17 protein-coding genes and 1 tRNA gene are annotated in these 19,303 nt (G+C 69.3%); 10 read left to right on the forward strand and 8 right to left on the reverse strand.

Going from position 1 to position 19,303, the window contains the following annotated elements; genetic code table 11:
- Positions 1-10 precede the first annotated feature (10 nt).
- Together EPA99_RS03340 and EPA99_RS03345 are read left to right on the forward strand one after the other, a co-directional pair.
- The gene (locus tag EPA99_RS03340; protein WP_129469797.1) at positions 11-3,388 is read left to right on the forward strand and encodes a hybrid sensor histidine kinase/response regulator; all 3,378 of its coding nucleotides are present in this window, start codon (positions 11-13) and stop codon (positions 3,386-3,388) included.
- A gap of 31 nt (positions 3,389-3,419) precedes the next feature.
- Positions 3,420-3,908: an NUDIX hydrolase gene (locus EPA99_RS03345; protein WP_129469798.1), complete on the forward strand. Its 489-nt coding sequence runs from the start codon at positions 3,420-3,422 to the stop codon at positions 3,906-3,908.
- A 290-nt stretch (positions 3,909-4,198) separates the two neighbouring features.
- Here the strand turns inward: EPA99_RS03345 and EPA99_RS03350 are convergent, their stop codons facing one another.
- Together EPA99_RS03350 and EPA99_RS03355 are read right to left on the reverse strand one after the other, a co-directional pair.
- Positions 4,199-4,870 carry a response regulator transcription factor gene (locus tag EPA99_RS03350; protein WP_129469799.1) on the reverse strand — a complete coding sequence of 224 codons (672 nt, stop codon included), beginning with the start codon at positions 4,868-4,870 and terminating at the stop codon, positions 4,199-4,201.
- 21 nt (positions 4,871-4,891) lie between these two features.
- On the reverse strand, positions 4,892-5,650 hold the full coding sequence (locus tag EPA99_RS03355; RefSeq protein WP_129469800.1) for a 3-hydroxybutyrate dehydrogenase: 759 nt from the start codon (positions 5,648-5,650) through the stop codon (positions 4,892-4,894).
- A gap of 133 nt (positions 5,651-5,783) precedes the next feature.
- Between EPA99_RS03355 and EPA99_RS03360 the strand changes: the two genes are divergently transcribed.
- From EPA99_RS03360 to EPA99_RS03385, 6 genes are all read left to right on the forward strand, one after another.
- Positions 5,784-7,607 (forward strand): D-(-)-3-hydroxybutyrate oligomer hydrolase, encoded by a 1,824-nt coding sequence (locus EPA99_RS03360; RefSeq protein ID WP_241688254.1) that lies wholly within the window; start codon positions 5,784-5,786, stop codon positions 7,605-7,607.
- Between the two features lie 85 nt (positions 7,608-7,692).
- Positions 7,693-8,307 (forward strand): CDP-alcohol phosphatidyltransferase family protein, encoded by a 615-nt coding sequence (locus tag EPA99_RS03365; RefSeq protein WP_129469801.1) that lies wholly within the window; start codon positions 7,693-7,695, stop codon positions 8,305-8,307.
- Between the two features lie 115 nt (positions 8,308-8,422).
- A complete protein-coding gene (phaE, locus tag EPA99_RS03370) occupies positions 8,423-9,727 on the forward strand; it encodes a class III poly(R)-hydroxyalkanoic acid synthase subunit PhaE (protein WP_129469802.1) in 1,305 nt (434 codons plus the stop codon).
- On the forward strand, positions 9,727-10,797 hold the full coding sequence (locus EPA99_RS03375) for a class III poly(R)-hydroxyalkanoic acid synthase subunit PhaC (RefSeq protein WP_129469803.1): 1,071 nt from the start codon (positions 9,727-9,729) through the stop codon (positions 10,795-10,797). Before phaE ends, EPA99_RS03375 begins: the two co-directional genes overlap by 1 nt.
- An 83-nt stretch (positions 10,798-10,880) precedes the next feature.
- A complete protein-coding gene (locus EPA99_RS03380; RefSeq protein WP_129469804.1) occupies positions 10,881-11,081 on the forward strand; it encodes a PspC domain-containing protein in 201 nt (66 codons plus the stop codon).
- A gap of 36 nt (positions 11,082-11,117) precedes the next feature.
- On the forward strand, positions 11,118-11,546 hold the full coding sequence (locus EPA99_RS03385) for a hypothetical protein (RefSeq protein ID WP_129469805.1): 429 nt from the start codon (positions 11,118-11,120) through the stop codon (positions 11,544-11,546).
- Positions 11,547-11,606: 60 nt separating this feature from the next.
- Here the strand turns inward: EPA99_RS03385 and EPA99_RS03390 are convergent, their stop codons facing one another.
- The 3 genes from EPA99_RS03390 to EPA99_RS03400 form a co-directional block, all read right to left on the reverse strand.
- The gene (locus tag EPA99_RS03390) at positions 11,607-12,239 is read right to left on the reverse strand and encodes a TetR/AcrR family transcriptional regulator (RefSeq protein ID WP_129469806.1); all 633 of its coding nucleotides are present in this window, start codon (positions 12,237-12,239) and stop codon (positions 11,607-11,609) included.
- A 197-nt stretch (positions 12,240-12,436) separates the two neighbouring features.
- Positions 12,437-12,522, reverse strand: a tRNA-Leu gene (locus EPA99_RS03395).
- Between the two features lie 328 nt (positions 12,523-12,850).
- Positions 12,851-13,861, reverse strand: a complete 1,011-nt coding sequence (locus EPA99_RS03400) for a LacI family DNA-binding transcriptional regulator (protein WP_129469807.1) — start codon at positions 13,859-13,861, stop codon at positions 12,851-12,853.
- A gap of 164 nt (positions 13,862-14,025) precedes the next feature.
- Here EPA99_RS03400 and EPA99_RS03405 point away from each other — a divergent pair, with 164 nt between their 5' ends.
- The gene (locus EPA99_RS03405) at positions 14,026-16,581 is read left to right on the forward strand and encodes a glycoside hydrolase family 3 protein (protein ID WP_425479155.1); all 2,556 of its coding nucleotides are present in this window, start codon (positions 14,026-14,028) and stop codon (positions 16,579-16,581) included.
- A 20-nt stretch (positions 16,582-16,601) separates the two neighbouring features.
- Positions 16,602-17,006, forward strand: coding sequence for a hypothetical protein (locus EPA99_RS03410; RefSeq protein ID WP_129469808.1), 405 nt, complete (start codon positions 16,602-16,604; stop codon positions 17,004-17,006).
- A gap of 49 nt (positions 17,007-17,055) precedes the next feature.
- On the opposite strand, the gene EPA99_RS03415 is transcribed toward EPA99_RS03410, so the two are convergent.
- From EPA99_RS03415 to metX, 3 genes are all read right to left on the reverse strand, one after another.
- Complete coding sequence (locus EPA99_RS03415) at positions 17,056-17,640, reverse strand: cysteine dioxygenase family protein (protein WP_241688256.1); 585 nt, start codon at positions 17,638-17,640, stop codon at positions 17,056-17,058.
- 76 nt (positions 17,641-17,716) lie between these two features.
- On the reverse strand, positions 17,717-18,163 hold the full coding sequence (locus EPA99_RS03420; RefSeq protein ID WP_129469810.1) for a DUF4262 domain-containing protein: 447 nt from the start codon (positions 18,161-18,163) through the stop codon (positions 17,717-17,719).
- A gap of 24 nt (positions 18,164-18,187) precedes the next feature.
- Positions 18,188-19,300: a homoserine O-acetyltransferase MetX gene (metX, locus tag EPA99_RS03425; protein ID WP_129469811.1), complete on the reverse strand. Its 1,113-nt coding sequence runs from the start codon at positions 19,298-19,300 to the stop codon at positions 18,188-18,190.
- Positions 19,301-19,303 lie beyond the last annotated feature (3 nt).

Consider the following 19,303-nt stretch of genomic DNA (forward strand, 5'->3'; position numbering starts at 1 on the left):
GGAGCGCGGCGTGCTGAGCCTGTGGCTGGTGGCGCTGGCGGGCCTGGTGTGGCTGGCGCTGATGTTCGGCACCGCGCTGTACGGCGAGCGGCACCCGACGCTGCTGGCCGGGCGCTGGCGGCATGTCTACGCGCTGTCCCTGGCCGTGCACTGCACGTCCTGGACCTTCTACGGCACGGTCACTCAGGCCGCGCGCTATGGCTGGCCGCTGCCGCCGACCTTCGTCGGCGCCATCCTGTTCTACGCGCTGGCCATGGGTTTCATGGTGCGGCTGGTGCGGCTGGCGCGGGAGAGCAATGCGACCTCGCTGGCCGACCTGATCGCCACGCGCCTGGGCCGCGATGCCTGGCTGGCGGCCACGGTGACCGGGGTGGCCGCGCTGGGCCTGATCCCTTACATCGCCCTGCAGCTCAAGGCCGTGGCGATGAGCTTTGCCATGCTCACGCGTAGCGCCGACAGCCAGGGGCCGATCTGGCGCGACGGCGCGCTGTATGTGGCCCTGGCCATGGCCTTGTTCGCGATGCTGTTCGGCACCCGGCGCGCCAGCGCGACCGAGCACAACCGCGGGCTGGTGCTGGCGATGGCGTTCGAGTCGCTGTTCAAGCTGGCGGCGATGCTGGCGCTGGGGGTGTTCGTCTGGTTCGGGCTGTCGCCGCTGGCGCAGCTGCCCGCGCCCGCGGCCCCGGCCGCCGGCGCGGGCGGCTTCATGCCGCTGGTGCTGCTGGGTGGGCTGGCGATGTTCGTGCTGCCGCACCAGTTCCATGTGGGCGTGGTGGAGTGCCGCGACGAGCGCGATGCCCGCAGCGCGCGCTGGCTGTTTCCGCTCTACCTGCTGCTGATCGCCTTGCCGACCCTGCCGCTGGCCCACGCCGGCCGGGCGCTGCTGGGCGCGGACGTGCCCTCGGACATGTACGTGCTGGCCTTGCCCTTCTCGCAGGGGCGCGAAGGCTTGGCGCTGTTCGCCTTCCTGGGTGGGTTGAGCGCGGCGACCGGCATGGTGGTGGTCAGCACGCTGACCCTGAGCCTGATGATCGGCAACCACTGGTTCGCGCCGGGATTGCTGCGCGGGGCCTGGGCGCCGGGCAGGTCCGGCGACCGCCGCCGCGCGCTGCTGCGCCTGCGCCGCATCGGCATCGCCGCGATCATGCTGCTGGCCTGGGCCTACAGCCGCCTGCTGGCGGGCAACGAGGCCCTGGCCGACGTGGGGGCCTTGTCGTTCTCGGCGCTGGCCACGCTGGCGCCGGTGCTCGGCTTTGCGGTGTGGCGGCCGCAGACGCCGCCGCGTGCGGCGATCGTCGGCGTGCTGGCGGCCTTTTCCACCTGGGCCTGGGTGCTGCTGGTGCCGACGGTGGCGCTGGCCGCGGGCCTGGACACGGCCTGGGTGCAGCAGGGGCCGTTCGGGCAGGGCTGGCTGGCCCCGGCCGGACTGTTCGGCCTCACTGGCTGGAGCCCGCTGGGACGCGCGGTGGGCGCCAGCCTGTTCGTGGGCACGGTGTCCACCTTCCTGGCCATGGCCTGGCGCCGGGATGCGCCGCGCCGGGCCAGCCGCGCCCTGGACATCGAGTCGCTGCGCGATGCCGGCCGCCGCTTCCTGCCCGAGACCGCGGTGGCTGCGCTGCTGGCCGATGCGCCGCGCAGCGGCCCGGCGCCGGCGGCGCTGGAGGCCCAGGTCGAACGCGAGCTCTCGGCCGTGCTCGGCGCGGCCTCGGCGCGCCTGCTGCTGGACGCGGCACGGCGCCAGAGCAGCGAGCTGGAAACGGTGGCCGCCATCGTCGGCGAGGCCTCCCAGGACCTGCGCTTCAACCAGCAGGTACTGCAGGCGGCGCTGCAGAACATGAGCCAGGGCATCAGCGTGATCGATCGCCACCAGCGGCTGGTGGCCTGGAACCGGCGCTATGCCGAGCTGTTCGGTTTCCCCGAGGAGCTGCTGCAGGTGGGGCGGCCGGTGGCGGACCTGACTCGCTGGGCGCTGGCCCGGCTCTCGCCGTCGGATGGCGATACGCGCCAGCTGCCGCGTGCGGTGGATCGCCGGCTGGCCTTCATGCGCGCCGGCACCGCGCATCTGTCCGAGCGCGTCCTGCCCGATGGCAGCATCGTGGAGATCCGCGGCAATCCGATGCCGGGCGGCGGCTTCGTCGCCACCTTCACCGACGTCACCGCGTTCCGGCATGCCGAACAAGGGCTCAAGCGTGCCAACGAAACGCTCGAGCAGCGCGTGGCCGAGCGCACCGCGCTGCTGCAGGGCGCCAAGCTGGAGGCCGAGCACGCCAACGATGCCAAGAGCCGCTTCCTGGCGGCGATCGGCCACGACCTGCTGCAGCCAGTGCACGCAGCGCAGCTGTTCGCCGATGCGCTGGTGCAGCGCGGGCAGGACCAGCCGCAGCTGCGCGAGCCGCTGCGGCAGCTGGCGGGCGCGCTGGATGCCACCACCGATCTGCTGACCGGGCTGCTGGACATGTCGCGGCTGGAGGCGGGTGGGCTGGTGCCGGCGCCGCGCGACTTCCCGCTGGACGAGCTGCTGGCTCCGCTGGCGGCGCAGTTTGCCGCGCTGGCGCGCGAGCGCGGCCTGGCCTTGCGTTACCGGCCGACCCGGGCCTGGACCCACAGCGACCCGCAGCTGCTGCGGCGCGTGCTGCAGAACTTCCTGGCCAACGCGGTGCGCTACACGCCGCGGGGGCGCATCGTGCTGGGGGTGCGCCGTGGCAGTGATTGCCTGCGCCTGGAGGTGCACGACAGTGGTCCAGGCGTACCGCCACAGGCGCGGACGGCGATCTTCGAGGAGTTCCGGCGCGGCGAGGACGCCCCCGGGCAGGGGCTGGGCCTGGGCCTGTCCATCGCCGATCGCATCGCGCGCCTGCTCTCCGCGCGCCTTGCCGTCGGTGGCGTGTGGGGACGCGGTGCGGTCTTCAGCGTGGAGGTGCCGGCCGTGGCGCCGGGTGAGCGGGCCAGCGTGCGCAGTGCGAGCGCTGCGGCGGGCCGCAGCCTGGCCGGATGCCGCGTGCTGGCGGTGGACAACGATGCGGTCGCGTTGTCGGCCCTGACCACACTGCTGGCCGGCTGGGGCTGCGATGTTGCCGCGGCCGCCGACGGCAGCGCGGCGGAGGTGGCGCTGGCCCAGGCGCCGGCGCAGTTGTGGCTGCTGGATTACCACCTGGATGGCGGCGATACCGGCGTGGCGCTGGCCGCGCGTCTGCGGGCCCGCTACGGCGCGGCCGCCTGTCTGATCCTGTCGGCCGATGCGGGCGGTGCGGTCAGGCACGCGGCGCAGGAGGCGGACCTGCCGCTGCTGAGCAAGCCGGTGCGTCCCCTGGCGCTGAAGTCGGTGCTGGACCGCCTGCTGGCCGCGCAAGGCCCGGCCCATGCCCAGGCGGCCCAGCCTGCTGGCTAGAATGGGCGTTTGCCTGCCTGGTCGCCGCCGCATGCCCTACACCCCGATCGTCGCCACCCTCGGTTACGTCCTCTCGCCCGACCACAGCCAGGTGCTGATGATCCACCGCAACGCTCGTCCGGGGGATCACCACCTGGGCAAGTACAACGGGCTGGGCGGCAAGGTCGAGCGCGACGAGGACGTGGTGTCCGGCATGCGCCGCGAGATCATGGAAGAGGCCGGCATCAGCTGCGAGTCGATGCGCATGCGCGGCACCATCAGCTGGCCGGGCTTCGGCAAGCATGGCGAGGACTGGCTGGGCTTCGTGTTCGTGATCGATCGGTTCAGCGGCACCCCGCTGGAGCGCAATCCGGAAGGCACGCTGGAATGGGTGGCGGTGGACAGGCTGCTGGAGCTGCCGCTGTGGGAAGGCGATCGCCATTTCCTGCCGCTGGTGTTCGATGCCGATCCGCGCAGCTTCCACGGGGTCATGCCGTACCAGGATGGGCGCATGCAGTCCTGGAGCTGGTCGCGCCTGTGAGACAGGGCTTGTCCACACCGGTTGTGGGCAATTGCCTGACAACGGTGTGGATAACCCGCGCCAGCCCTTGCGTGGCAACGCTGCCGATCGATGTGGCGAAAATTTGACCAGGCGATGACGGTGGCGTTCTGCGGTTTTCCACACCGGGTGTGGATGATTCGCGCACAAACATGTGGATAACCGCCGGAGCGCTTTGCGCCGTGGGCGTGTCAAGCGATATGGCGAAAAAATGACCGCAAATAATTGGCGTGAAAACGCCGGCCGAACGTGCTAAAGCGCGCCGCGCAGCGCTAGGGGCCGGGCTCGATCTGGCGGCAAGGGTCCGCCAGTTCCAGCTCGCGCAGCACCACGCCGGCCTGGGTGCGGTTGCGCACGCCCAGGCGCTCGAAGATCGCCGACATGTGCGCCTTCACCGTGCGCTCCTGCACGTCCAGGCGGTCGGCGATCTGCTTGTTGAGCAGGCCCTGGGCGACCATGCTCAAAACGCGGAACTGCTGCGGCGACAGGCTGGCCAGGCGTGCGGCCAGTTCGGTATCGCTGCGCGAGGACTGCGCCCGTGCCACCGAGGCCCGCAGCGAGGCCGGCAGCCACTGCTCGCAGGCCAGCACGCAACGGATCGCCTCGCGCAGCTCGTCCAGGCCGGCGCTCTTGGGCAGATAGCCGGCCGCGCCATGGTCCAGCGCCCGCCGCACCACGCGCGGATCGTCGTTGGCCGAGACCACCACCACGGCCACGGCGGGAAACTCGGCGCGGATGGCGGCCAGTCCGGCCAGACCATGGTTGCCGGGCATGTGCAGGTCCAGCAGCACCAGGTCCACGTCCGGGCGCGATTCCAGCGCGGCCAGCACCTCATCCAGCGAGGCGGCTTCCAACACCTGCAGCTGCGCCACCGCATCGGTAGCCGCCGAGCGCAGGGCCGCGCGGAATAGCGGGTGGTCGTCTGCGATCAGCAGGATCGGCATGGCGCGTTGGGCGCGTGCGGGTTACTGGACGGTCCAGCCGCCGTCCAGCACCAGGGTCTGTCCGGTCATGTTGCGGGCGGCGGCGGACATCAGGAAGGCCGTGGTGCCGGCCAGTTCGTCCATCTCGATGAACACGCCCTTGGGCATGGGCTTGAGCATCACCTCGCTCACCACCTGTTGCTCGCTGATCCCGCGCGTGCGGGCCTGGTCGGCGATCTGCTTGTCCACCAGCGGGGTCTTCACGTAGCTGGGGCAGACGGTGTTGATGGTGATGTCGGTGCCCGCCGTCTCCAGTGCGATCACCTTGGAAAATCCGACCAGGCCGTGCTTGGCCGCCACGTAGGCGCTCTTGTACGGGCTGGCCACCAGGGCGTGGATGCTGCCGATGTTGATCACGCGCCCGAAGCCGCGCTCGCGCATGCCCGGCAGCACCGCGCGGGTCAGGCGCGCCACGCCCACCAGCATCACCTGCACCAGGAAATCCCACTTGGCGATGGGGAACTCCTCCAGCGGCGAGACATGCTGCAGGCCGGCGTTGTTGACCAGCACGTCCACCGGACGGCTGATGGCGTTCAGTGCGGCTTCCACGCTGTCCTCGGAGGTCACGTCCAGCGCCACGGCTTCGGCCGAGCCGCCGCCCTGCACGATGGCCTGGGCCACGCGGGTGGCCGCGTCCAGGTCCAGGTCGCTGATGATCAGATGGTGCCCGGCGCTGGCCAGCGCCTGGGCGATGCCGGCGCCGATGCCGCTGGCGGCACCGGTGACAAGGATGCTGCGCATGAACTGACGGCCTTCGTGGGGAAGTGGCGCGAGCTTAGCAAGGCCGCCGCCGCGGCCGCGTGGTACCAAAGTACGATGACGCCCGCCGCGGGCCACCGTTAGCGTGCCGGCACTGTCCGTGACCGGTGCTGCCATGTCCCGCATGTTGCCATCGCTGCTGATCAGCCTGTGCCTGGCAGCCTGCGCCGTCCGTCCCGACCCGCCCCAGGGAGCCTTGACCCAGATGCAGCTGTCCACGCCGATGCGGGTCACCGAGCACCGCGGGCAGGACGACCTGCTCAGTGCGGGGCTGGGCCTGAGCGGCCTGCAATCGACGAGCGCTCCCGCCTTCTCCGACCCCGCGCATCCGACGCCGGCCGAGCTGCGCCGCAGGGCGCTGTGGAGCAACTGGCGCGGGATCGCCGACCTGTCGCCCACCGGTGGCTACGGGCGCCTGTACGGCACCCTGGCCCCGGTGCCCGGGCGCGAGTACACCGCACTGGCGACGGTCCCCGGGGCCAGGCAACCGCATCGGGTGCTGGCGCAGGTGCCGGATCATTTCGATGCACGGCGCCGCTGCGTGGTGGTGGCGCCTTCGTCGGGGTCGCGGGGCATCTATGGCGGCATCGCGGTGGCCGCCCCCTGGGCGCTGCCCAAGGGCTGCGCGGTGGCCTACACCGACAAGGGCGGCGGCAGCGACTACGTGGATCTGGACGCCGGGCTCGGCGTGGGCCTGGACGGCATGCTGGCGCCCCTGGGAACGCCCGGGCTGGCCTTCGCACCGCAGGTGCCGCCCGGCGCCTCCGGGGTGGCCTTCAAGCATGCGCATTCGCGCGACAACCCCGAGGCGGACTGGGGGCGGCACGTGCAGCAGGCCGCGGCCTTCGCGTTGCAGGCCCTGGACGCGGCCTTCCCGGCGCAGGCGCCTTTCACCTTCGACAACACCCGCATCATCGCCGTGGGCATTTCCAATGGCGGCGGTGCGGTCCTGCGCGCGGCCGAGCTGGAAGGCGACTGGCTGGATGCGGTGGTCGCCGGCGAGCCCAATGTCTACGCAGCGCAGGCGCCTGGCAGTCGGCCCTTGTACGACTTCGCCACCGAGGCGGCCTTGCTGATGCCCTGTGCGCTGCTGGACTTGCCGGCGCAGGCGCTGCCACAGCCGCCGCTGCGTGCCCAGGTCGAACCGGCCTGGCGCGCGCGCTGCGAGCGCCTGGCGGCCCTGGGGTTGGTCGATGGAGCCGACGCGATGGCCCAGGCCCGCGATGCCCACGAACGCCTGCGCGCGAGCGGATGGACCGATGCGGCCTTGCAGGCCGGCGCGCCCAGCGTCGGCTTCGACCTGTGGCGCGCCGTGGCCGCCACCTACGCCTCGGCCTATGGCCGCTACGGCGTGGGCGAGCACCCCTGCGGCATGTCCTACGCGGCGCTGGATGCGACACAACTGGCGGGCCTGCGCCCGGGCTGGTGGGCCGAAGGCGCGGGCATTCCGCCCGGCAACGGCATCGGCCTGCGCGATCCGTGTGCGCAAGGGGCCGACCCGACACTGGAAGGCCTGCGCTGCCTGCGCGCCTTGTTCACCGGCGAGGGTGAGGACGCCAAGCGGGTCCAGGCCGGCATCGCGGCCACGGCTGCGGGCCTGCCGCGTGCAGAGCTGCCGGTGCTGGTGGTGCATGGCATCGATGACGGCTTGATCCCGCCCGCGTTCACCAGTGCGCCGTACGTTGCGGCTGCGCGCGCCGCCGGCCGCCGGCGCATCGCCAGCTGGCAGGTGGAACACGGCGAGCATTTCGACGCTTTCCTGGCCTTTCCCGACTACGGTGCTCGCTACGCGCCGATGCTGCCCTACGTCTACGCCGCGCTGGACCGCGTGAGCCAGGTCTTGGACCGAACCGCACCGATGCCGGCCGACGCGCGGATCCCGGCGCGTGGGCGCGGGCAGGGCGCGGTGGAGGCCGCCCAGTTGCCGATGCCCGACTGACGCGTCCAGGGCGGCTCCGCGCCGATACCTGGCCTGCACGAGGGCCCGGCTATCCTGCCGGCCTGTCCCGTTGAGACCTGTCCGCATGGCACGCCACTTCTCGATGTTGCGCGACTTCCAGCTGGCCGACTGGTTCACGCTGGGCAACGCCTTCTGCGGCACCGGCGCGGTGTTCGCCGCGCTCAACTTCATGCAGGACGGACGGATCAGCGTGCTGCTGGCCGGCATGGGGCTGATCCCGCTGGCCTTCATCTTCGATGCGCTGGATGGACGCGTGGCGCGCTGGCGCAACTCGGCCTCCACCCTGGGGCGCGAGCTGGACTCGCTGGCGGATGTGATCTCCTTCGGCGTGGCGCCGGCGGCGCTGGCCTACGCTTGCGGCCTGCGCGGCGGTTGGGACTGGCTGGTGCTGAGCTACTTCGTCTGCTGCGGGGTCAGCCGCCTGGCGCGCTACAACGTGACCGCCGAATCGCTGTCCGGCGATGAGGGCAAGGTGAGTTTCTTCGAGGGCACGCCCATTCCCACCAGCCTGGTGCTGGTGGTGGTGCTGGGCCTTGCCGCCGTGCAAGGACGCGTGGGGCCTGCGATCTGGGGCGGCGTCTGGCAGCTTGGGCCTTGGCAGCTGCACCCGCTGGTGCTGCTGTTCGCGCTGTCCGGCTCGTTGATGATCAGCAAGACCATTCGCATCCCCAAGCCATAGAGCGTCGCGCGCTTCGGATACGCGCGGTCCGCACGCGGGCGCGCACGCCCGGACCTGCTCTCAAACGCAACCGGGCCGTTGCTATGATCGGGCCACGCGTCCACGGGAGTGCCTGATGTTCCAGAACAGCCCATTCGAGACCTCCAGCCTGGAGCGCATGGCGCGGGACTCCCTGGAGCAGTGGGGCGCGGCGTTGCGCCAGGCCGGTCTTGGCGGCGGGCTGTCGCAGCCGCCGCAGATGTGGCCGGGCATGCAGGCCGCGAGCGCCGCGACCTCCGGTTTCGCCGCGGGCGCCAGCGCCCAGCGCCAGGCCGACGACTGGTTTTCGCTGATGCAGAACCTGGCCAGCCGCTTCGCCGGCCGGGAGGCCAGTGCGGCCGACATCGGCCAGGCCTGGCGCGAGGCGCTGGGGGCCAATGCAGCCGATCCCTTCGCCAGCGTGTTCACCCAGTGGGGCGCGCAGGGGCTCAGTGGCTTGGAGAACTGGCTGCAGCAGGTGTTGCCTGGACTCAACGATCTGCAGGAGCAAGCCAGTCGCTGGTTCAACATGCCGGCCTTCGGCCTGACCCGCGAGCACCAGGGGCGTTGGCAGCAACTGCGCCAGGCGCTGCAGGAGTACCAGCGCTGGGCCAACGACTACCACGCCCTGATGACCAAGGCTGGCCAGCACGCCCTGGCGCTGTTCGAGACCAAGCTGGAAGCGCACGCCGAGCCCGGCCGCCAGATCGCCTCGGCACGTGCGCTGTTCGATGTGTGGATCGATGCGGCCGAGGAGGCCTATGCGCAGATCGCGCTGTCGCCCGAGTTTCGCCATATCTACGGCCAGCTGGCCAACGCGCAGATGCGCGTGCGCGCCGGCGTGCAGAAGGAAGTGGAGCAGGTGAGTGCGCTGTTCGGCATGCCGACACGCACCGAGGTCGATTCGGCCTACCGCAAGATCGTGGAGCTCGAGCGCGCGATGCGTCGCCTCAACCGCCAGGTTGGGCCGCAGACCGTGGTGCGCGCCACGCCGGCCGCATCGACAACAGGTGAGGCCCCCACGCAATCCAAGCCGGCGCCGAAGACGCGCGCGCCCGGCGCGCGCAGGCGCGTGGCCAAGCAGGCCGCCGCGGCCGGAGCGCCGCGCAAGGCCGCAGCCAAGGCGCCTGCACCCGCCAAGCGCGCCGCGGCCGAGCGCGCCGTGGCACCGGCCGCCAAGACGACCGCGCCGGCCGCCGCGCGCCGCGCAACATCGCCCAAGGTTGTGCCAGCGAAGTCGGCACCAGCCAAGACCGCCAAGGCCGCCAAGCCGCTCAAGGCGGCCGGCAAGACCAGCAAGGCGGCGCGCAAGTCGGTCATGCCGGCCGTGGAGGCGCCGGTCTCGATGCGTGACTGGGTCAGCCAACATGCCTCTGGCAAGCGCGCGGGGAGGACCTCCTGATGACCAGTCCACTGGAGATCAGCCTGGAAGCCCTGGCCGAGGAAGCGATGGCGATGCAGCAGAAGCTGGCCGCCGGCTTCCAGCTGCTGCCCGATGTGGAAGACGTGCAGTACGGCGTTACCCGCCGCGAGGAGATCTGGCGCGACGGCAAGGTCGTGCTGTATCGCTTCGTCGGCGAGCACGCGCCGGTCACCAGCGTGCCGCTGCTGATCAGCTATGCGCTGGTCAACCGCCCGTACATGGTGGACCTGCAGTCCGACCGTTCGCTGGTGCGCAAGCTGCTTGAGCAGGGGCAGGACGTCTACATCATCGACTGGGGCTATCCGGACCGTTCGGACCGCTTCCTGGAACTGGGCGACTACCTGCATCGCTACATCGACGGCGCGGTGGACGCGCTGCGCCAGCGCAGCGGCCACGATGCGATCAACGTGCTCGGCATCTGCCAGGGCGGTTCGTTCTCGCTGTGCTACGCCGCGCTGTATCCGCGCAAGGTGCGCAATCTGGTGACGATGGTGACGCCGGTGGATTTCCACACCCCGGACAACATGCTGTCCAACTGGGCGCGCGAGATCGACGTGGACCTGTTCGTGGACACCATGGGCAACGTGCCGGCGGACATGCTCAATGCCAGCTACCTGATGCTCAAGCCGTTCCGGCTGAACCTGCAGAAGTACGTGGGTCTGGTGGACATCCTGGACGATCGCGGCGCCATCGAGGATTTCCTGCGGATGGAGAAATGGATCTTCGACTCGCCCGATCTGGCCGGCGAGGCCTTCCGCCAGTTCATCAAGCAGTTCTACCAGGCCAATGGGCTGGTCAAGGGCGAGGTGGTGATCGATGGCGACCGCGTGGACCTGGGCTTCGTGGACATGCCGGTGCTCAACATCTACGCCGAGCAGGACCATCTGGTGCCGCCGGACGCTTCGCGCGCCCTGGCCAAGGTGGTCGGCACGCAGGACTACACCGAGCTGAGCTTCAAGGGCGGCCATATCGGCATCTACGTCTCCAGCCGCGCCCAGCGCGAGGTGCCGTCCACCGTGCACCAGTGGCTGATGGCGCGTTCGCGCTGAGCGCGCGGCGCGCGCTGCGATTCACAGGCCGCAGCCACGCCCTGGCCGAGACTGGGGCTCCCATGCCTATGGAGAACGCCGACATGTCTGCTCATCGCCCACTGGCACGCTCGCTCGACGATCGCATGATCGCCGGCGTCATGGGCGGCATCGCCCATCGCTTCGGCTGGAACCCGACCCTGGTGCGGGCGATCTACGTGATCGTCTCGCTCGCCTCGGCCGCTTTTCCCGGCGCCATCGTCTACCTGCTGCTGTGGCTACTGATGCCGGTGGAGGCGGACTGATGCGCCGCCACGCAGGTGCTTGATGCGGTAGGGCAAATGCGCAGGCGTGCGTTGTTGATCGCAGGCGCCGCGTGGACACTGCCGAACAGCCTCATCGGCCTGCTTCTGGGCGTTCTGGGCCTGGCCGGCGGCGCCCGGCCGCAATGGCGCCAGCGCGAGCTGGCCTTGGTTTTCGACCGCTACCCCTGGGGTCCGGGTGGGGCCATCACCTTCGGCAACATCATTCTCAACACCGGGTCGTCGCTGGACACCATGTGCAGCACCTATGCCCAGCGCGCCGGACTGCGCACTGAAAAGGCGATCTGCCTGGGCGACCACGAGCGCGCGCACGTCTATCAGTACATGGTGCTCGGCCCCTTCTTCCTGCCGGTCTATCTGCTCAGCGGCGGCATCAGCGTGCGCAACCCGTTCGAGCGCGCCGCCGACCGCTACGCGGCGACCGGGGCCGGCTGGTGGCCGTTCTGATCGCGACCAAGCTCCGCGGGGACGGGGATTGCACCGCCTGCCCCAGCCCGCACGCCGGCCTCAGCGGGGCAGTACGCCGCTTAGGAAGGTCTCCACGCCGCTCATGGCATACGCGCGGATTTCCTCGGGGTTCGGGTTAAGCAGGTTGCCGCAGGCTGTGCGCAGGATCAGCCCGCCGAACAGCATGTCGAAGAACTGCAGCGCGGCCTGCATCGGCGAGTTGCGCAGCACGATGTGACCGGCTTCCTGCTGGGCCTCCAGGTAGCTCGCCAGATGAGTGCTGATGGACTCCAGTGCGTTGGCGAAGAACCAGTCGCGCAGGGCGGGGAAGGAGTGCCCCTCGCCGATCACCAGGCGATGCACCAGGTGGGCATCGTCGGTGGTGTTGCTGCGGGTGTAGCGCTCGGCGGCTGCGCGCAGGCCTTCCTCCGGCGGCAGGCCCTCCAGGTCCAGCCCGTCCATGATCGCGGACATGGCCTGCAGGCGGCGATCGACGATGGCGTAGGCCAGTCCTTCCTTGTCGCCGAACACGCGGTACAGCGTGGCCAGCGAGCCGCCGGCCCGCGCCACGATCTCGCTGAGCTTGGCGTGCTGGTAGCCCTTCTCCCGGAACACCTCGGTGGCCGCATCCAGGAACTTCTCCACGCGCAGCTCGCCGCGCCGGCACAGGTCCACCTGGGGCAGGGGATGCATGTCCCCGGACAGCACCCGGGTGGTGAATCGAACGGGTTGTGGACTCTTCACGCGGGCGACCTTGTCGGAATGCCGAACTGACCGGCCACGCTATCAAATTGTCGGACAGACGCATGCTGCGTTGCGGTATCTGCCGATTACGCTCTAGATGGCGGCGCAAAAAGCAAATGCCCGGCCAAGACCGGGCATTTTCGATTTGGTGCCGAAGGTGGGACTCGAACCCACACGCTTTTAAGGGCGGCGGATTTTGAGTCCGCTGCGTCTACCATTCCGCCACTTCGGCGCGGCCGCGCAGTATAGCGACTCGGCCTGTGGGATGCACAGCCAGACTTTGCGCAGCGCGGGTGGGCGTGGTGCGCCGCAGAATGCATTTGCGGGCGTGGCCGGTATGGTGACAGCGCTGTCACGGCAGGCGCCGGCGCGCGGCGTGCGATGACTTCACGGGAGGGGGGATGCAGGCCAACACGAAGGTGCTGCGGCAAGCCGCTGGCGCGTGTCTGCCTGCGCCCACGCCAGTGCAATGCTGGCGATTCCCAGCTTCAGATCCGTGCGCGATGATCAGTACAACGTGCCCGAGAACAAGGCGCGCGGCCAGGCGATGGCGGCTGGCCTCAGCGTTCCCTGACCGGGCCGGTCGACTCGCGCAGCTGCAGGGTGTAGTCCATCTGCACCATGTCCCCGGCATCGGGCGCGCGGATGGCGCGCAGCAGTTCCATCGTGGCCACGCGGCCCATGTCCTGGCCCGGCTGGCGCACGGTGGTCAGTGCGGGGAAGGTGTGGCGCGAGAGCGGGGTGTCGTCGAAGCCGCAGATCGACAGGTCCAGCGGCACCTTGAGCCCGCGCTCGCCGGCCACGCGCAGCACGCCGGCCGCGGTGTCGTCGTTGCCGGCGAAGATCGCCGTCGGCGGCTCCTCCAGGTCCAGCAGCCGGTTGGCGCCGGTTACGCCGGATTCGAAGGTGAATTCGCCATTGACCGTCAGCACCGGGTCGTAGGCGATGCCGGCATTGCGCAGGCCTTCGCGGTAGCCGGCGTGGCGCCATTCGGCCGCGCCATGCGAGGGCGGTCCCTTGATGTGGGCGATGCGGCGATGGCCCAGCGCCACCAGGTGCGCCATCAGCTCGCAGGTGGCGTTGTGCTCGTCCAGAGTCACGCCGATGCGGCCGCGCGGGATGCGCGGGGCGATGCTGGCGAAGGGCATGGCCTGCTCGTCGAAGTGGGCCAGCAACTGCATGTCGTCGGTCAGCGGCGGGGTGAGGATGAACCCGTCAACAGCGGTGTGCCGGGCCAGCTCGTCCAGCTCGGCGATGGTGCGGCCATCGCCATAGGTCACCGGCGCCAGCACCAGCGTGTAGTGTTGGGCGCGGCAGGCATCGAGCACGCCGCGCTGGATCTCCATCAGGTAGTTGCGCGAAGGGTTGTCGTAGGCCAGCGCCACCATGTAGGAGCGCTGCCCGGCCAGGCTGCGCGCGGACAGGCTGGGGCGGTACTGCAGGCGCTCCACGGCCTCGCGCACGCGCTGGCGCGTGCTCTCGCTGACGCGCGGCTCCTCATTGAGGACGCGGGAGACCGTCTTCATCGACACCCCGGCGGCCGCGGCCACGTCCTCGATCCTGACCCGCATCGTGTTGATCCCCTGAATGTGTCTGTGCCGCGCCCGCAGGCGTGTGCGCATGTTGCCAGAGCCCCCGCCCCGGTCATGCCGCAGTGCGATGCCAGGGTGCCACCATTTTCTATTACCGTGCGCACCGTTGGCGCGCACGGTGCGCCTTCCAGACAGGAGTTGCCATGAAACCCAGCGTGTCTTCCCGTTCCGTGCGTCTGCGTCCGCTGGTGGCGGCGCTGGCGATCTCCCTGCCCCTGGGCATGGCCTGCGTGGTCGCGCAGGAAGCGCCCGGCACCGCGCATCCGGAACAGTGGCCGGCGATGCGCTCGCCGCTGAAGGCGGACCCCAAGCTGGAAGCGCGCATCGATGCGCTGCTGGCCAAGATGAGCGTGGAGGAAAAGGCCGCCCAGGTGGTGCAGGGCGATATCGCCAGCATCACCCCGGCCGACCTCAAGACCTATCGCCTGGGCTCGATCCTGGCTGGCGGCAGCTCCGACCCGGGTGGCCAGTACAACGCCCCGGCCAAGGCCTGGCTGGACCTGGCCGATGACTTCTACGCCGCCTCGATGGACACCAGCGGCGGCAAGTACAACGCGATCCCGGTGATCTTCGGGGTGGATGCGGTGCATGGCCACAACAACGTCGTCGGGGCCACCCTGTTCCCGCACAACATCGGCCTGGGCGCGACCCACGACCCGGCGCTGATGGGGCAGATCGCGCAGGCCACCGCCGCGGAAATGCGCGCCACCGGCATCGACTGGACCTTCGCGCCCACCCTGGCCGTGCCGCAGGACGATCGCTGGGGCCGCACCTACGAGGGTTACTCGGAGAATCCGGAGGTCGTGCGCAGCTACGCCGGCCCGCTGATCCAGGGCCTGCAGGGCAGGCCGGGCAGCACCGATTTCCTGAAAGGCGCGCACGTTGTGGCCACGGCCAAGCACTTCCTGGCCGATGGCGGCACCCACGAAGGGCGCGACCAGGGCGATGCGCGGATCGATGAAGCCACGCTGCGCGATGTCCACGACGCCGGCTATCCGCCGGCATTGAAGGCCGGCGTGCAGGCGGTGATGGTGTCCTTCTCCAGCTGGAACGGCGCCAAGATGAGCAGCAACGCCACCTTGCTCGAAGCGGTGCTGAAAAAGCGCATGGGCTTCGACGGTTTTGTGGTCAGCGACTGGAACGGCCACGCCAGCGTGCCCGGCGGCAGCCGCGAGAACTGCGTGCCTTCCTTCGTTGCCGGCGTGGACATGATCATGGCGCCCGACACCTGGAAGGGCTGCTACGAGCACATCCTGGCGGCGGAGAACAACCACACGCTGCCGGCCGGGCGCCTGGACGAGGCGGTGCGCCGCATCCTGCGGGTGAAGTTGCGCGCCGGCATGTTCGAGGCCGGCAAGCCTTCCACGCGTGGCGTGGCCGGCAAGTTCGAGCTGCTGGGCAGCCCCGCGCACCGCGCCATCGCCCGCCGTGCCGTGCGCGAGTCGCTGGTGCTGATGAAGAACAACGGCGGCGTGCTGCCGCTGGACCCGCGCAAGAAGCTGCTGATCGCCGGCGATGCGGCCGACGACATGATGCTGCAGTCCGGCGGCTGGACGCTGAGCTGGCAGGGCACGGGCCTGAAGCCCGAGGACTTCCCCAACGCACAGACCATCGGCGCGGCCCTGCGCGAACAGGTCGGCAAGGCTGGCGGCAGCGCCGAGCTGTCGGCCGAGGGCAAGTACACGTCCAAGCCCGATGCGGCGGTGGTGATCTTCGGCGAGACGCCTTATGCCGAGTTCCAGGGCGACCTGAAGGTGCTGGCTTATCGCCCGGGCGATGACCGCGACCTCAAGCTGCTGAAGAAGCTCAAGGCCGAGGGCATCCCGGTGGTGGCGGTGTTCCTGTCAGGCCGTCCGCTGTGGATGAACCGCGAGATCAACGCCGCCGATGCCTTCGTGGCGGCCTGGCTGCCCGGTTCGGAAGGCGGTGGCGTGGCCGACGTGCTGTTGCGCGATGCCGCCGGCAAGGTGCAGCACGACTTCCGCGGCACCTTGTCCTACTCCTGGCCGCGCACAGTGATGCAGAGCCCGCTCAATGTCGGCCAGGCCGGCTACGACCCGCAGTTCGCCTACGGCTATGGCCTGACCTATGCCAAGCCGCAGACCGTGGCCGCACTGTCCGAAGACGCCGGCATGGACCTGTCCACGCTGGGCTCGCAGACCTTCTTCAGCCGTGGTGCGCCGGCCACGGGCTGGACCGTGCGCGTGCAGCCCAAGGGCGGCCAGCCACGCATGGTGTCCCAGCCCTCGGGCCAGAAGTACGCCACCGATGTGGCCATCGTGCCGGTGGACAACAAGGCGCAGGAGGATTCCTGGCGTTTCAGCTGGAAGCGCGACGCCGATGTGGCCTTCATCGCCCCTCGCCCGCAGGACCTGGTGCGCGAGACCAATGGCGATGTGCTGCTGCTGATGACCATGCGCGTGGATACCGCGCCCAAGGGCAAGGGCGCGGAGCTGTTCGTGGAATGCGGCGAAGGCTGCAGCGCGCGCTTCCCGCTGGATGCCGCACTGGCCTCGGCGCCGCGCGGCACCTGGGGCCGGGTCGGCGTGCCGCTGAAGTGCCTGGCCTCGCTGGGCGCGCAAATGGGCAACATCAGCGCACCGTTCGGCCTGCGCATGCCGGCCGGCACGGAAGTGTCGCTCAGCGAGGTCGCCTTTGGCACCGATGCGCAGCATGTGCTGCCTTGTCCGGTGAAGTAAAGAAATCTTTCGCCGCCCGCATGAAGATCACCCTGGTTCTTTTCTTGCTCAACATCCAAAGCAGTTACGTTCAGAACATCGAACGAGAGGCCACTGCGGGCGTCTTCGACACAGTCCAGTTCGTGTCAGTCGAAGGCAAGGGCTGGCGCATCAAAACCTACGCGATCGACCAGGACGTTCACCCCTGGTCGATCGGCTCCAACACGCAAGAGATCGTTGCGGTCGCAAAGCAGAACACCAGAAAGCATTACGGTGATGTGTTGTCGAAGACCTACGTCATTGAGACATCGGATGGCATCGAAGGACTACGTCGAGAACTTGCCCGACAGGGGCTATCAGCGACCTTGGAAGTAGCGGAAGCGGGCTTCGTTTTCTGGGTTCCGGCTGAGAGTGACTATCGAACACGCTCAACACCCGCTGGCTAGCCTGTTTCGCCATCTGGAAGGCTGAAGGATTGTCTGAAGGCCCGTCCCGTCAATGCCGGACCGGGTCGGTCCCAAGCAGCCGCTCTTCCCGCAAGCACCATTCGCCGCCTTCGGCCTCAGGTACGTACACGCCGCAGCGGACCATCTGCTTCTCGTAGATATGCAAGGACACGGCCACGTCGGTCTGGCTGGGATTGCGGATGGTGTGGAACTCGTGCGGCGGGATCAGGCTGCCGGCCGATCCAAAGCCCGCATCCACCGTGGTGATGGGCTGGAAGCGGAAGCGGCCCTGGGCGCGCTCGCTCAACAGGTACTGGCTGATCTCCAGCCGGCCATGCCAGATGCCCTCCACGCACCACAGGCCGGAGTGATCGTGGATCTGCGTGCCCTGGCCCGGGCCCCAGGTCATGGCGACCACGCTATAGCCGTGCTCCGGGCTGACGTACAGCTCGCGCCGCGCGTAATGCGCGCCGATCGGCTCCAGCACCTCCCTGGGCAGGCGCACGTCGGGGGTGCGGATCAGCTCGCACATCGCCTGGCGCAGGGCCTCGGTGATGGCATGTTCGTCGCCCAGGCCGGTGGCGGCATCCAAGGCACGAATCAGCCGGTCGCGCCCGGGGAAATCAAGGCTCACTGCATCCAACCACATCAAGAAAGATGGGCCACATGCTAACCAGCGCCGGTTAGCACGCGGTTATGGCAGCGCCACGCTACATCGTGAGTACCGGTTGCTGATGACGGAACTGCTCGCTTGCCTCGGCCTCCCAGGGCCAGATCCCCGAGACACTCGGCCAGATCAGCTGGAGTGCCTCGAAATTGGCGCCTTCGTAGAGCCACATCGCCGACAGCATTCGCCTCTTTCGATGGTCAAGCGCGACATACGCGAACTGGATGGGGAAGCCTTCCAGGAAACCCGCGTAGGGCGTGTTGGGGACAAACTTCTCGCCTTGCACGACGCGGTCGTAATAGTCGCTTACAAGTGCGTGTCCCAGTTGGGGAGAGAGGCCGACCACCATAAGCTCAGGGGCACCCGTGGTGCGGGTGATCCCGATGGTGTAGCTGAACGTCGGGTCGATTCCCTCCGGATCGAATACGGAGGTTGTGCTGAAACCATACTGCTCGATGTGCTCAAGAAGCTTGCGCTCGTGATCGTTCATCCGCTTCCTTGTGCTTGCGCTTGATCAGGTGACTGCGAGAAACCCCGCCACCGCGGGCCCGAAGCGGGCGATATCCACGAGGAAGGCATCGTGGCCTTGCGGGGAGGGCAGGGCGAGGAATTCGGCCTCCGCGCCGCCGGCGCGCAAGCCGTCGGCGATCTGTTCCTGCTGCTGCAGCGGGAACAGGATGTCGGTGGCCGCACCGATGGACAGGGCGCTCGCCACGCGCAGCCCGGCCAGGCCGGCCATGACATCGCCCTGGCCGTACTCGGCCAGGTCGAACCAGTCCATCGAGCGGCTCAGATACAGATAGCAGTTGGGATCGAAGAAGCGCACGAAGCGGCGGGCGTGGCCTTCCAGGTAGCTTTCCACCTGAAACTCCAGGCCGAAGGGGTCCTCGTCGGTGGCATCCGAATCCAGCCGCACGCGGCCGAAGCGGCCGTCCCATTCCAGCGCCGAGCGATAGGTGATCACGCCCATCTTGCGGGCCATGCGCATGCCGCTTTCCGGATAGCGTTCCTCGGTGTAGTGGCCGCCGTTCCATAGCGGGTCCAGGCGGATGGCCTCACGCTGCAGCGAGCGGATGGCGATGGAGAACGGCAGGGCCTGCGCGCTGCCGCTGATGTTGATGTGGCTGCGCGCGATACCAGGGTGCCGCAGCAGCACCGCCAGGGCGGTCATGCCCCCCATCGAGTTGCCGATCAGGCAGGCCAGCTGGGTGATGCCCAGCGCCCGCACCACGCTGACCGCCGCATCGGCGCCGTCTTCCACCGACAGCTCGGGAAAGGACAGGCGATACGGCTCGCCGGTGGCCGGATCGGGCGAGGCCGGGCCGGTGGAGCCCTTGCAGCTACCCAGTGAGTTCACGCACACCACGAACCAGCGCTCGGTATCGATCGGCTTGCCCGGGCCCAGCATGGCCTCCCACCAGCCGGGGCTGGGGTCCTGCGCGTTGCTGGCCGCGTGCGCGTTGGGCGACAGGCCGGTGACGATGAGGATGGCGTTGCCGCCGTCGGCGTCCAGCGTGCCCCAGGTTTCAAAGGCCATGCGCGCGCCATGCAGCTGGCCGCCGCGCTTCATCGGGAAGGGCGAGGGCAGGGCGTGGAAGCGGCTGCCAGGCGGGATGAATTCGGTCATGGG

The sequence above is a fragment of the Pseudoxanthomonas composti genome, from assembly GCF_004122095.1.
GTDB lineage: Bacteria > Pseudomonadota > Gammaproteobacteria > Xanthomonadales > Xanthomonadaceae > Pseudoxanthomonas_A > Pseudoxanthomonas_A composti.

Excerpts from the sequence above, each read along its gene's own strand:
- EPA99_RS03345 (WP_129469798.1), top strand. The coding sequence starts at position 3,420 with ATGCCCTACACCCCGATCGTCGCCACCCTCGGTTACGTCCTCTCGCCC.
- EPA99_RS03350 (WP_129469799.1), bottom strand. The coding sequence starts at position 4,870 with ATGCCGATCCTGCTGATCGCAGACGACCACCCGCTATTCCGCGCGGCC.
- EPA99_RS03355 (WP_129469800.1), bottom strand. The coding sequence starts at position 5,650 with ATGCGCAGCATCCTTGTCACCGGTGCCGCCAGCGGCATCGGCGCCGGC.
- EPA99_RS03360 (WP_241688254.1), top strand. The coding sequence starts at position 5,784 with ATGTCCCGCATGTTGCCATCGCTGCTGATCAGCCTGTGCCTGGCAGCC.
- EPA99_RS03365 (WP_129469801.1), top strand. The coding sequence starts at position 7,693 with ATGGCACGCCACTTCTCGATGTTGCGCGACTTCCAGCTGGCCGACTGG.
- phaE (WP_129469802.1), top strand. The coding sequence starts at position 8,423 with ATGTTCCAGAACAGCCCATTCGAGACCTCCAGCCTGGAGCGCATGGCG.
- EPA99_RS03375 (WP_129469803.1), top strand. The coding sequence starts at position 9,727 with ATGACCAGTCCACTGGAGATCAGCCTGGAAGCCCTGGCCGAGGAAGCG.
- EPA99_RS03380 (WP_129469804.1), top strand. The coding sequence starts at position 10,881 with ATGTCTGCTCATCGCCCACTGGCACGCTCGCTCGACGATCGCATGATC.
- EPA99_RS03385 (WP_129469805.1), top strand. The coding sequence starts at position 11,118 with ATGCGCAGGCGTGCGTTGTTGATCGCAGGCGCCGCGTGGACACTGCCG.
- EPA99_RS03390 (WP_129469806.1), bottom strand. The coding sequence starts at position 12,239 with ATGCATCCCCTGCCCCAGGTGGACCTGTGCCGGCGCGGCGAGCTGCGC.
- EPA99_RS03400 (WP_129469807.1), bottom strand. The coding sequence starts at position 13,861 with ATGCGGGTCAGGATCGAGGACGTGGCCGCGGCCGCCGGGGTGTCGATG.
- EPA99_RS03405 (WP_425479155.1), top strand. The coding sequence starts at position 14,026 with ATGAAACCCAGCGTGTCTTCCCGTTCCGTGCGTCTGCGTCCGCTGGTG.
- EPA99_RS03410 (WP_129469808.1), top strand. The coding sequence starts at position 16,602 with ATGAAGATCACCCTGGTTCTTTTCTTGCTCAACATCCAAAGCAGTTAC.
- EPA99_RS03420 (WP_129469810.1), bottom strand. The coding sequence starts at position 18,163 with ATGAACGATCACGAGCGCAAGCTTCTTGAGCACATCGAGCAGTATGGT.
- metX (WP_129469811.1), bottom strand. The coding sequence starts at position 19,300 with ATGACCGAATTCATCCCGCCTGGCAGCCGCTTCCACGCCCTGCCCTCG.